The sequence below is a fragment of the Leucobacter sp. genome (assembly GCF_053528595.1).
Map to the genome: position 1 here is coordinate 55508 of NZ_JAIVPF010000040.1, position 11684 is coordinate 67191.

At 72.3% G+C, this 11684-nt stretch carries 11 protein-coding genes; 5 read left to right on the forward strand and 6 right to left on the reverse strand.

The window, feature by feature from the left end:
• Positions 1-4: 4 nt before the first annotated feature.
• Positions 5-2554, reverse strand: a complete 2550-nt coding sequence (locus ACWKZU_RS08555) for a hypothetical protein (RefSeq protein ID WP_449281900.1) — start codon at positions 2552-2554, stop codon at positions 5-7.
• 250 nt (positions 2555-2804) lie between these two features.
• Here ACWKZU_RS08555 and ACWKZU_RS08560 point away from each other — a divergent pair, with 250 nt between their 5' ends.
• The 3 genes from ACWKZU_RS08560 to ACWKZU_RS08570 are packed head-to-tail and all read left to right on the forward strand — an operon-like array spanning position 2805 to position 6615.
• Positions 2805-3515 carry an IclR family transcriptional regulator gene (locus ACWKZU_RS08560; protein WP_449281901.1) on the forward strand — a complete coding sequence of 237 codons (711 nt, stop codon included), beginning with the start codon at positions 2805-2807 and terminating at the stop codon, positions 3513-3515.
• 46 nt (positions 3516-3561) lie between these two features.
• The gene (locus tag ACWKZU_RS08565; protein WP_449281902.1) at positions 3562-4761 is read left to right on the forward strand and encodes a winged helix DNA-binding domain-containing protein; all 1200 of its coding nucleotides are present in this window, start codon (positions 3562-3564) and stop codon (positions 4759-4761) included.
• A 9-nt stretch (positions 4762-4770) separates the two neighbouring features.
• Positions 4771-6615, forward strand: coding sequence for a cation:proton antiporter (locus ACWKZU_RS08570; protein ID WP_449281903.1), 1845 nt, complete (start codon positions 4771-4773; stop codon positions 6613-6615).
• Between the two features lie 166 nt (positions 6616-6781).
• On the opposite strand, the gene ACWKZU_RS08575 is transcribed toward ACWKZU_RS08570, so the two are convergent.
• From ACWKZU_RS08575 to ACWKZU_RS08585, 3 genes are all read right to left on the reverse strand, one after another.
• Positions 6782-7354 (reverse strand): isochorismatase family protein, encoded by a 573-nt coding sequence (locus ACWKZU_RS08575; protein WP_449281904.1) that lies wholly within the window; start codon positions 7352-7354, stop codon positions 6782-6784.
• 97 nt (positions 7355-7451) lie between these two features.
• The gene (locus ACWKZU_RS08580) at positions 7452-7943 is read right to left on the reverse strand and encodes an Lrp/AsnC family transcriptional regulator (RefSeq protein WP_449281905.1); all 492 of its coding nucleotides are present in this window, start codon (positions 7941-7943) and stop codon (positions 7452-7454) included.
• Positions 7943-8098 (reverse strand): hypothetical protein, encoded by a 156-nt coding sequence (locus ACWKZU_RS08585; protein WP_449281906.1) that lies wholly within the window; start codon positions 8096-8098, stop codon positions 7943-7945. The genes ACWKZU_RS08580 and ACWKZU_RS08585 overlap by 1 nt, the downstream gene beginning before the upstream one ends.
• A gap of 30 nt (positions 8099-8128) precedes the next feature.
• On the opposite strand from ACWKZU_RS08585, the gene ald reads away from it, so the two are divergent.
• Positions 8129-9253, forward strand: coding sequence for an alanine dehydrogenase (gene ald / locus ACWKZU_RS08590; protein WP_449281907.1), 1125 nt, complete (start codon positions 8129-8131; stop codon positions 9251-9253).
• A gap of 24 nt (positions 9254-9277) precedes the next feature.
• Entirely contained in the window at positions 9278-9751 is a 474-nt protein-coding gene (locus tag ACWKZU_RS08595; protein ID WP_449281908.1) for a hypothetical protein, read from the forward strand.
• Between the two features lie 34 nt (positions 9752-9785).
• On the opposite strand, the gene ACWKZU_RS08600 is transcribed toward ACWKZU_RS08595, so the two are convergent.
• Positions 9786-11018: a pyridoxal phosphate-dependent aminotransferase gene (locus tag ACWKZU_RS08600; RefSeq protein ID WP_449281909.1), complete on the reverse strand. Its 1233-nt coding sequence runs from the start codon at positions 11016-11018 to the stop codon at positions 9786-9788.
• Positions 11015-11684, reverse strand: a 670-nt coding sequence (locus ACWKZU_RS08605; RefSeq protein WP_449281910.1) for a DUF998 domain-containing protein, incomplete at its 5' end; no start/stop codon positions are given. The genes ACWKZU_RS08600 and ACWKZU_RS08605, both read right to left, overlap by 4 nt.

The window sequence follows — 11684 nt, forward strand, 5'->3', positions numbered from 1 at the left end:
CTCCTCAGACGGATGCGGGGTGGTCGGTGTGCAGTGGGATGAAGTGGTCGGTATCGCGGTTCGGGTCGGCGGAGCGCTCGACCTCCTCGGGGTCGAAGAGCCGCGTCAGGCGCTGGCCGGGCACGTAGACGTCCTTGACGGTGCCGGTGTGCTGCCGGGACAGCGGCGTGTCCGGATAGAGACCGGCGTTGGCCGGGTAGTAGACGTTCCACCACTGCTGCGCGGGGACCTCGAGGCCGTCGAGGATCAGCGCGCGGAAGGCGGTGCGGTAGCGGGCGCGGGTGGCCTCGGGGTCCCCCGGGACGCGGGCGCGGTAGGCGCCGGGACCGGCCTCGTGGATCCGCTCGAGCTCGACGCCGACCCGCGCGAGCGCGAGAGCGAGCCCCGCCTCCGCGTGGTCCGGTGCGAAGTCCTCGAGCCGCACCTCGACGCCCGCCGCGGTCGCGGCCGAGGCGATCGCGTGCACGAGGACGTGGCCGACGACGTGCAGGCTCTGCCCGTGGCAGGCGAGCACGACGAGCCCCTCCGACGGCGCGACCGTCGGAGGGCGCCACTCGGGCGCCGATCCGTCGGGCGCGATCGAACGGGCGAGCGCGTCTCCGAAGCCGCGGGCCGCGGCATGATCCGCCACCAGCGAGGTGACGAAGAAGTCCCGCGCGCCGTGCCAGGATCCCTCGGGTACGCCCAGGGCCTGCATCGCGCGGCCCGAGGCGAGGCGGAGCTCGCGGAACTTCATCGTGATCCGCTCGCCCGAGGGGTGCTCCGGGGCGACGATGGCGCTCTCCCTGGGGGTGAGTGCGGGCAGCGCCGTCGCGCGCGCCCCGGCCCCTGCGGCCGGCGCCGCGGCCCCGGCCGATCCGGCCGCGCGGTAGGTCCACCACCAGGTGTCCGAGTGGGCCGACGCGAGCTCGTCGCGGAAGGGCGCGCCGTCGAAGATGAGGCCGAGCACCGACCGGTTGAGGAAGTCCTCGGTGCGGTCGAGCCCGTGGACGAACGCGTTCATGAGGCGCACGAGCCAGACCGGCACGAAGTCGATGTCGTGGGGGTCGGCGTACGGCACCGCGTACGGCAGGCCCCGCAGCGCGAGCGCGGAGCGCGCCATGTGCTCGAGGTGGGGGTGCTCGGCGAGGATCGCCCCCACCGGGGCGTCCGGATCGCTCGCGTCGAGGACGCGGAGGAGTTCGCGGGCGCGCGACGGGTAGTTCGGGATCACCTCGTGCGCCCCCGGGACCTCCTCGGCGGGGCCCGACCGCGGCTCCTCGGCGGCGCGGGACTGGTACCAGGTGCGGTCCCGGTGGTCGGGATCGTTCAGCGGCAGCTCGAGCGCCCACCCGAAGGTCTCGGCGAGCGCCTCGCGGATCGTGCCCGCCGGCGTGCGCGGGTCGAACTCGAGCGTCTCCTCGAACACGAGCCGCTGCTGCATCAGCTCGTCGGCGTGATCCGGCACGAGCTCGATCAGCAGCGTGTTCAGCGTGTGGAGCGCCTCCGGGGACACCCGGGTGCCGACATAGCGGTGCGCCGCGGCGAGCAGGGTCTCGGCCGGCCCGCGCGCGAGCTCTCCGCGGCGGGCTGCGCGCACGACCGCGCGGATCCGGCGCAGGTCGGCGGCGAGCTGCTTGCCGGTCGTGAACACGCGGTACTGCGTGTCCTCCAGCACGCGGTACTGGATCGTCCGGTCGAGGAGCGATTCCAGGCGGTCGAATCGGGGATCCCCCGGCTCCAGCGGGAGCTCGAGCACGTGCCGCAGCACCTCGACGGTCAGCGCGATGTAGGAGTGGATGAGGACGGGCCGGTTGTAGACGAACATGACGAGGCCGAGCGCCGAGCCGTTGCCGACGCCGATGTGGCGGCGCACCTCCGGCGCCAGGCGCACGGCGGCGCCGGGCGCGTCGAGCCTCGCGAGCTCCTCGACCACGTCGACCGAGAGCTCGCGCATCAGATAGGCCGAGAGCATCTGGGCGTGGTACGAGACCGCGAGCGGATGCTCGCCCGAGATGGCGGGGAACGACACCGATCCGAAGGTGCCGTTGCCGTCGAGGCCGGTGTTCCGCATCAGGTAGCCGACCCGCTTCACCTCCGCGGCGTCGGGCTGCCGGCCCGACGCGAGCGAGTCGCGGACGTGCCGGAAGAGGCGCAGGCTCTGGTTGGAGCGCATCCAGATCAGCGTGCCCTCGGGAGCGCGGCCCTCGTAGAGCTTCGGCAGCTCGGCCTCCGACGCCCCGATCTGCGCATCGGTCGCGATGCCGTCGATCAGCGTCCCCATCATGTCCCAGGAGGTCCCGATGATGCGGCCGGTACGGTTCGCGCCGCGCGGCTCGCGCAGCCACGCGGCGAAGGTGATGCTGCCGCGGGGCGTCGTGATCGTGTATCTCGCCGAGCCGTTGCCGCGCGCGTCGAGCCGGAGCTCGTCGCGGTCGATCCGCCATCCCTCGCGCAGCATCTTCGCCAGGAAGCTCCGCGATGCGCTCAAGCGGTTCGGCTGCATCGCGCCGAGGCTCCGCGGATCCATGATCCGGTCCGGCGAGAAGACCTCGTCGAGATAGGGGTTCCGCATCGCATTCGCTCCGATCGTCATCGATTCCGGGTGGTCGAATCTTCCGAGTGATTAATGATTATTTAATCCTCATTCAGATATGCTAAACATACTAGGGACGGCCCCGGGGGCCGTCAAGCATCCGGCGGAAAGATCTCGGCTACTGTGGATTCACCTCGGGCGAACCGCTCACGCCGAGCACGCATCGGCGAATCCTCGCCGCTGCCGCCGGCCCAGTCATCGCCCTGCGCCCCCTGAACGGAGAGAGATCTTGTCGGGACCCACCACCCTGCAGTCCGTCGCGAAGACGATCCGCGCGCTCGAGGTCTTCCCGCGGCTCGGGCGCACGACGCTCGCGCTGTCGGAGATCGCCGAGGCGCTCGGATGGAGCCGGCCCGCCACGCACCAGTACCTCACGACCCTCGTGCACTCCGGCTGGGTGCAGCAGGACTCACGCCGCCAGTATCGCCTCTCGGTCCGGGCCGCGGCCTTCGGCCGCTTCGCGACGGCGCACGCCGGTGTGCCCGAACCGGTCACGCGCCGCATGCGGGAGCTCGTGTCGCACCTCGGGGAGGCCATCTCGTTCGCCGTGCGCAACGGCGACGCCGCGCTCATCGTCGAGCGCTACGAGCCGGAGCGGCCGCTCTCCGTGCGACGCGAGGCGGAGCTCCTGCTCCCCCTCCACTCGACCTCGGGCCAGGTGCTGCTGGCCTTCGACCCGCACGCGACCGACGAGGAGCGCCGCCCGCACGCCGAGGCGATCGAGGAGATCCGGACGCTGGGCTACTCGCTGCACCGGGCGATCTGGATGGGCGACGCGATCGAGGTGGTCGCGGTGCCGGTCATGCAGAGCGGCGAGTGCCTGGGAGCCCTCAGCGTCATCGCCCCCGAGGGCCGCATGGAGATCGAGGTCGCGATCGAGGAGCTGCTGGCCGCGAGCCGCGAGCTCGAGGCGGAACTGACCGAGGACCCGGGCGACTGACGGAGGGCCGCGACCGCGCGTCGGAGGCCCCGTCTACACTGACCGCATGACCGAGACCATCACCCCTGACGATCTGCTGGCGCTGCGCATGCGCGCCCTCGGGCTGACGCCCGAGGGCCGAGCGAGCGGGCCCTCGGGAGCCGGGCCCGGCGAAGGTTCGGGATCCGACCGCGTGGCCGCGGTCGCGCGCCACATGCTCGCGCTGCAGGGCCAGGACTGGCGATCCTCCCGCTGGGCGCTCGGGGTGCGCGCGGCGAACCTCGCCGGCGGCGGAGTGACGCTCGCCGACGTGGCGGCCGCCTTCACCGAGGGCCGGGTGGTGCGCACGTGGCCGATGCGGGGCACGATCCACGTGGTGCCCGCGGAGGACATCGGGTGGATGCAGGCGGTCGCCGGCACGAGGCCGCTCGCGGGCGCGGCGAAGCGCCGCGAGGTGCTCGGCATGAGCGACGGTGCGCTCGAGCGGCTGGTCGAGACCTCGCTGCAGGCGCTCCGCGGCGGCGCCGGCCTCGACCGCGACGGGCTCGCGGCCGCCTGGACCGAGGCGGGCGTCGAATGGCGGAGCAACTGGCGGTACCACGTCATCTGGTGGCTGTGTCAGAACGGGCTCGCCGTGTTCGGACCGACCGATGGCGCGGTCGAGCCCCGCCTCGTACTGGCGGAGGAGTGGATCCGTGATCCGCGCACCCCGGACGACCCCGCGGCCGAGCTCGCGGCGCGCTACGCCGCCGCGCGAGGACCCGTGCGCGCGAAGGACCTGGCGTGGTGGGCCGGCATCACCGTCTCCGATGCCACGCGGGGGCTCGAGGCCGCCACCGAGGCGGGCCGGCTGGCGCGCGTCCGGCTCGCCGGCACCGCGGGAGCCGCCGGCGCGCTGTGGGCTCCCGCCGAGCTGCTCGGCTCGGCGGTCTCCATCCCCGACTGGCTGCTGCTCCCCTCGTTCGACGAGCATCTGCTCGGCTACGCCCTGCGCGACGCGCAGCTGGATCCCGCGCACTTCGAGCGCATCGTGCCGGGTCGCAACGGCATGTTCCTCGCGACCGCGGTGCATCGGGGACGGGTCGCCGGCACCTGGCGGAGAATCGCCCGCAAGGGCGGCGGCATCGAGGTCGCCCCGCTCCCCGGGGCCGGGATCGACACCGCTGCGCTCGCCGGGGAACTCGCGAGGTGGTCGGCGTTCCACGGGCTCGAGCCGGGCCCCGTCGAGCTGAGCGCGGTCGAGCCGGCTGATCGCATCGAGCCCTAGGATACGGTCATGGAACTCGAGCTCATCGCCGTCGCGGCCGTCATCATCCTCGTCGGCGCCTCGATCGTGGGCAGCAAGATCCGCGTCGCCGCCCCGCTGCTGCTCGTGGTGCTCGGCATCGGCATCGGCTACCTCCCCTTCGTGCCGCTCGTCGAGGTGGATCCGGAGATCATCCTCGTGGTCGTGCTGCCGCCCCTGCTCTACGCGGCGGCGGTCAACGTGCCGATCATCGACTTCCGGCGCAACTTCCGCCCGGTGATCGGGCTGTCCGTGGTCCTGGTGATCATCTCGGCCGTGGTCGTGGGCTTCCTCGTGCACTGGATCGTGCCCGCCATCCCGCTTCCGGCGGCGATCGCGCTGGGCGCGGTCATCAGCCCCACCGACGCGGTCGCGGCGACCTCCATCGGCAAGCGGCTCGGCATGCCCGAGCGCGTGGTGTCGATCCTCGAGGGCGAGAGCCTGGTGAACGATGCCACCTCGCTGGTGCTGCTCAAGACCGCGATCGCAGCGACCGCGGGCAGCTTCGCGCTCTCCACCGCCACCGGATCGTTCTTCTTCTCCGTGGCGGTGGCGATCGCGGTCGGCCTGGCGGTCGGCCTCATCACCGTGTGGATCCGCTCGAAGCTCACGAGCCCCGTGCACGACACGATCATCTCGTTCATCGTGCCCTTCGTCGCGTTCGTGCCCGCCGAGGAGCTGCAGGCGTCGGGGGTGCTCGCCGTCGTCGTGACGGGCCTCTACACCGGCCATCACGCCTCCAGGCGCTTCAGCGCCTCCGCTCGCATGAACGAGCGACTCAACTGGCGCACCGTGCAGTTCCTGCTCGAGAACGGCGTGTTCCTCGTGATGGGGCTGCAGCTCCACTCCCTCGTCGAGCAGGTCGGCGAGAGCGAACTGAAGCTCGAGCACATCGGACTGCTCGCGCTCGCGCTCGTCGCGATCCTGATCATCTGCCGCGCCGGCTTCGTGACCCCGCTCATCGCGGGCATGCGCGGGGTGACCCGCCAGTACGAGCGGCGCAACGCGGGCTATGCGCAGCTCAACGAGCGCGTGCAGAGCTCCGGGATCGCCGAGAAGCCCGACGGCCGCATGCGCGACCGGCTGCGCCGGCTCGACATCCGCACGAGACGCTCGGCCGCCGATCTCGAGCACGAGCGCGAGCAGCAGCTGGGCTGGCGCGACGGGGTGGTGCTGTCGTGGAGCGGGATGCGCGGCGTGGTCACCCTGGCCGCGGCGCAGTCCATCCCCACGACGGTGCCCTACCGGCCGCAGATCGTGCTCGCCGCGTTCGCGGTCGCCGTCGTCACCCTGCTCCTGCACGGCCTCACCCTGCCCGCGCTCATCCGCAGGCTCTGGCCCGACGGCGCCGGCTCCGGCGGCGAGAAGGCGGAGCTCGCCGCGCTCAGCCGGGACCTCACCGAGGCCGCCGACGACGCCATCGCCGAGGCGGTCGCCGACAGCACCGCGAGCGCCCAGGCCGGCCAGGAGAGCCAGCCGAGCCAGGCGCAGGAGACCTCGGGGGCGGGTGCGGCGGAGGAGGCCGAGCAACGGGAACAGCGGGCGGCAGAGGCCGCCGAGGCTGCGGACGCGGCCGCTCGGAAGGCGAGGGCCAGCGCCCGCAGCGCGCTGCTCCCCATCGCGGTCGCTGCGGCCCCCACGGCCCCGCTCGACGTGCAGGGGCCCGAGACGCCCGGGCAGATGTACCAGCGCCTCGCCCGCGTCGCGCTCGAGGCGCAGCGGGAGGCGCTGCTCGAGGAGCGGGCGATCGGGCGCTACAGCTCCCAGGCGCTGCGCGCCGCCGAGCTCGCGCTCGACGCCTACGAGACCCGGCTCACGCCCCCGACCGCGCACTGACGACGCGGCTGGCGCCGCCGCTCACCCGCTGGCGAAACCGAGCCCGATGTTCGAGGCAGAGCGCATCGTCGGCGCCGAACGCCTCGGGCCGGAACAATCTGCTCCGTCTCGCGGGCGCCCCGGGCCGGGACGGGGCGTACCGGGGCCGGGACGATCCGGTCGCGCGTCAGGCGAACTCGGCACCCGCGGCTGCCAGCTCCTTGAGCGCGGCGACGGAGCTCTCGGGCGCCACACCCGCCACGAGGTCGGTGAGCACCCGCACCCGGATCCCGAGCCCGAGCGCGTCGAGCGCCGACGCCCGCACGCAGTAGTCCGTCGCGATGCCCGCGAGATCGAGCCGTTCGACGCCGTGCTCCGCGAGCACCTCGGCGAGCGGGCGCCCGTCGGTCGTCTCGCCCTCGAAGGCCGAGTACGCCGGCTCCCCCATGCCCTTGCGCACGTGCACGTCGACGCGATCGATGTCGAGCGCGGGGTGGTACTCGGCGCCCTCCGAGCCCCTGACGCAGTGCACCGGCCAGGTGCTCGCGTAGTCGGGATCGGCGTCCGCGGCCGCGAAGTGACCGCCGTTGTCGCCGTCGGAATCGTGCCAGTCCCGCGAGGCGATCACCAGCGCGTAGTCCTCCGAGGAGCGCAGCAGCTCGCTGACGCGCTCGGCGACGGCCGCGCCGCCGCTCACGCCGAGCGCACCGCCCTCGGTGAAGTCGTTCTGCACGTCGACGATCAGCAGTGCTCGCGCCATGGTCCCGCGTCCCTCCGTCGCTCCGGGGCTCCGCCGCCCCGGGTGTCCGCCACCAGCCTACGGACGCCGCAGGATCCCGGCCACCCGTCGCAGCGGCTCAGGATTCGACGCGCACCGGGTTCTGGTGGTGACTGAAGACGATGCTCGTGCGGGTCGACGACACCGCCGGGTGCGCCGAGAGGTGCTCCATCACGAAATCGCGCACGTGGTCGGAGTCGCGGGCGGCGAGGTGGATGATGAAGTCCTCGACCCCGCCGAGGAAGAAGAGCTGCATCACCTCGGGCAGCGCCCGCAGCTCGTCGCTCAGCTCCGCGATCCGCTGCCGCGCGCCGGAGCGCACGGTCACGCTCACGAGCACCTCGAGGCCGAGGCCCATGGCGCGGGGATCGACGCTCGCCGTGAACCCCGTGATGATCCGTCGCGCCACGAGGCTCCGGACGCGGGCGATGCAGGTCGACGCCGCGACCCCCACCCGCTCGGCGAGCTCGGCGTTGGTGATGCGGCCGTTCGCCTGCAGCTCCTCCACGATCTTGCGATCGACGTCGTCGAGGTCCGCCTCAGGGCGCAGATTCTTCGATCCATCGGACATCACGCACCACCTTTCGCTTCGATTTCTTCCATAATAGCGACTACTTCCGAAGAGAATTCGCGCTTTTTTCGCGGAATACGAATATGCTGCACAATCGAGTCATCCTGACAACGTTCGTCGCAGCCGCGGCGCGCCTCCGTCGGGCAGACGATCACACCCCGCATTCAACATCTCTGGAGCAGATCATGCGCGTCGGTATCCCTACCGAAATCAAGAACAACGAGAACCGCGTCGCCATCACGCAGGCCGGTGTCTTCGAGCTGGCCCGCCGCGGCCACGAGGTGCTCGTGCAGGCCGGGGCCGGCCTCGGCTCGGCGATCACCGACGCCGAATACGCCGCTGCCGGCGCGAAGATCGTCGAGGGCGCAGAAGATGTGTGGGCGCAGGCCGACATGATCCTCAAGGTCAAGGAGCCCATCGCGGCCGAGTACGACAAGCTGCGCAAGGGCCAGGTGCTCTTCACCTACCTGCACCTCGCCGCCGACAAGACCCTGACCGAGAAGGTGCTCGAGTCGGGCACCACCGCGATCGCCTACGAGACCGTGCAGGTGGGTCGCGCGCTGCCCCTGCTCGCCCCGATGTCCGAGGTCGCGGGCCGCCTCTCCGCGCAGGTCGGCGCGTACTCGCTCATGAAGGCCAACGGCGGCCGCGGCGTGCTGCTCGGCGGCGTCACCGCGACCCGTCGCGGCAAGGTCGTCGTCATCGGCGGCGGCGCCGCCGGCGAGCAGGCCGCCCGCATCGCCTACGGCATGGGCGCCGACGTCACGATCATCGACATCTTCATCCCCCGCCTCAAGCAGCTCGAGGACGAGTTCAACGGTCGTATCCAGACCCGCACCTCGAACGCGCACAACATCACCGAGGCGCTCAAGGACGCCGACCTCGTGATCGGCTCCGTGCTGATCCCGGGCGAGAAGGCCCCCAAGCTCGTCACCGACGAGATGGTCGCGCAGATGAAGCCGGGTTCGGTGCTCGTCGACATCGCCATCGACCAGGGCGGCTGCTTCGAGAACTCGCGCCCCACCACGCACGACGATCCCACCTTCCAGGTGCACAACTCGATCTACTACTGCGTGGCGAACATGCCCGGCGCGGTGCCCGAGACCTCGACCGCGGCGCTCACCAACGCCACCCTCCCCTACGTGGTCGCGCTCGCCGACAAGGGCTGGGTCTCCGCGCTGCAGGCCGATCCCGCGCTCGCGCTCGGCCTCAACGCCCACGACGGCGTGCTCACCTTCAAGGGCGTCGCCGACGCCTTCCCGGAGCTCGCCTACTCGAGCGTGGAGGACGTGCTCGCGGCGAACGCGTAAGCGCGAAGGCGTACGCTGGATCCCATGGATCTGAAGTTCACGTTCGGAGGGGCGTCACCCGATCACGGCCATGCGGCCCATGATCGCGGTGACGCCCCTTCGGGTATTCCGCTGCCCTTCTCGACCACTCCGATCGCCTCCTCGAGCGGCGTGCTCGAGGTGCGGGTGCGCCGCGCGGGAGAGGCGCTCGTCGCCGAGGCGGTGTCGGGCGACGGCGTCGTCTACTGCAGCGCCGAAGTACGGGCCGGCGAGGGGGATGCGTCGGCGCTCGCCCGCGCGACGCGCTCGGCGCTGTCCCGTTCCGTCGCCGCGCTCGAGGGGCCGCTCGCGGAGTCCGTGAGCGCGGTGGTGCTGGATCTCGGCGACGACGGGCCGGTGGCGCTGCGGGAGCTGGGCATCGCGATCGACGCGGCGCAGGATCCCTCGGCAGTCGTCGACGAGGCGCTGCAGCGCCGCATCGGCGTCGCGGCGGGCACCCCGATCCGGTTCGCGGTCTGAACGGCCGGAGCACCCGTCGGGGAGCTCGGCCGCATCAGCCCGCCTGGAAGCGGATGATGCGCTCTAGCGCCTCGGCCACGGCGGCCTCGCCCGCCGCGTAGGAGAGCCGCACCGCGCGATCCCCCGCGATCGGGTCGAAGTCGACCCCCGGCACGACGGCGACGTCGGCGCCCTCCAGCAGGGCGCGCGCGTAGCGCACGGAGTCGCCGAAGCGCTCCAGCTGGGGGCCGAGGTCGGAGTAGTAGTAGAACGCGCCGTCCGAGGGCGCCGCCGTGCCCCAGTGCAGCCGCGGGGCGGCGTCGAGGATCAGGGCCCGGGCCCGGGCGAAGCCGTCGACCACCGCGTCCCGCTCGGCGTAGCTCTCGTCGGTGAAGGCCGTCAGAGCGAGCTCCTGAGCCGGTGCCGGGGGCGAGAGCGCGAAGTTGGAGGCGAGCGCCTCGAACGGCGCGACGAGCGCCGGCGGCAGAACCGCCCACCCGAGCCGCCAGCCGGTCATGCCCCAGTACTTCGAGAACGAGTTGATGACCACCGTCTCGGGGTCGAGCTCGCGAGCGGTCACGCCGCGGCGATCGGGATCGCCGGGCGCCGGGAAGGTGATGCCGTGGTAGATCTCGTCGCTGATGAGGCGCACGCCCCGGCCGGCGCACCAGGCGGTGAGCTCCGTCAGTTCGGCGCGGCCGAGCATGGTGCCCGTCGGGTTGGCGGGAGAGGCGATGACGAGCCCGGCGAGCGGGCCGTGCTCGGCCACGGCCGCGTCGAGCAGCTCGGGGGTCGGCTGGTAGCGCGTGGCCGAGCCGGTGGGGATCTCGACGACCTGCACACCGAGCGCCGCGAGGATGTTGCGGTAGGCCGGGTAGCCGGGGCTCGCGAGCGCGACCCGGTCGCCGGGGTCGAAGGCCGCGAGGAAGACGAGCTGGAAGGCGCCGGAGGATCCGGTCGTCACGGCGACGGTCGCGGGATCCACCTCGACGCCGTACCAGGAGCGGTAGTGGCCGGCGATCGCCTCGCGCAGCGGAGCGGTGCCGAGCGGGCCGGTGTAGCCGGCGGGCTTCAGGGTTCCGGGCGTCGGCCGGGCGCTGGGCTCGCCGGCGCAGAGGGAGACCACGTCTCGCCCCGCGGCGCGGCGCTGCGCGATCTCGTCGGTGATGCGCATCACCTCGAAGGCGGGGATGTGCGACCGCTCCGACGCGGCGAGCGGCGGGAGCGGGGTCCCGGGATCCAAACGGCGCGACGGCGGTGTCTTGAAGGGGCCTCCGGGTCTCATCATGCCTCCACGTTAGCCGGACGGACGGCCGAGGCGTCGAGATGCCGCAGGAAGATGATCAGCCAGGCGAAGATGACGCCCGCCGCCACCAGTTCGAAGGCGGCGAGGTTGTAGTACTGGACCGGCCAGAACAGGATCGCCGAGACCGCGATCGCGATGAGCGTGACGTCGGAGAAGAGCATGAAGGCGCGCGAGAAGCCGTCGAGCAGCCAGCGCAGGCCGATGAGCAGCGCGCCGAAGGCCACCGCCATGCCGGTCGCGAAGCTGTTGTGCACGACGAGGCTCACGTTCACGGGCACCGCACCCACGCCGGCGAGGCACGCGCCGATGAGCACGAACGCCCAGCCCACCAGCCGCACGTCGCGGGTGCGGCTGGGCGCGGCGGACGCCGCCCAGGCCTCGAGCGACGGTGCCATGAGGGTGGCGAGCGAGGCGAGCAGCATGCCGCCGACGATGAGCGTGGCGTTGAAGACCGCGCCGCTGAACCCCGCGCCCGCCCCGAGCTCGCTGAAGTGCAGCTTCCACCACTCCGCATCGCTCGTCGTCAGCATGGCGACCACGATGCCGCCCGTCATGAACACCGCGAGCAGGCTCGACAGCCGGGAGGCGGTCACGTCGCCCGCCGAGAGCGTCGCCGCGTACGCCGACGCCGCCCCGACCACCACCACG

Coding starts and splice junctions, on each gene's coding strand:
- ACWKZU_RS08555 (WP_449281900.1), bottom strand. CDS start 2,554: ATGCGGAACCCCTATCTCGACGAGGTCTTCTCGCCGGACCGGATCATG.
- ACWKZU_RS08565 (WP_449281902.1), top strand. CDS start 3,562: ATGACCGAGACCATCACCCCTGACGATCTGCTGGCGCTGCGCATGCGC.
- ACWKZU_RS08570 (WP_449281903.1), top strand. CDS start 4,771: ATGGAACTCGAGCTCATCGCCGTCGCGGCCGTCATCATCCTCGTCGGC.
- ACWKZU_RS08575 (WP_449281904.1), bottom strand. CDS start 7,354: ATGGCGCGAGCACTGCTGATCGTCGACGTGCAGAACGACTTCACCGAG.
- ACWKZU_RS08580 (WP_449281905.1), bottom strand. CDS start 7,943: ATGTCCGATGGATCGAAGAATCTGCGCCCTGAGGCGGACCTCGACGAC.
- ald (WP_449281907.1), top strand. CDS start 8,129: ATGCGCGTCGGTATCCCTACCGAAATCAAGAACAACGAGAACCGCGTC.
- ACWKZU_RS08595 (WP_449281908.1), top strand. CDS start 9,278: ATGGATCTGAAGTTCACGTTCGGAGGGGCGTCACCCGATCACGGCCAT.
- ACWKZU_RS08600 (WP_449281909.1), bottom strand. CDS start 11,018: ATGATGAGACCCGGAGGCCCCTTCAAGACACCGCCGTCGCGCCGTTTG.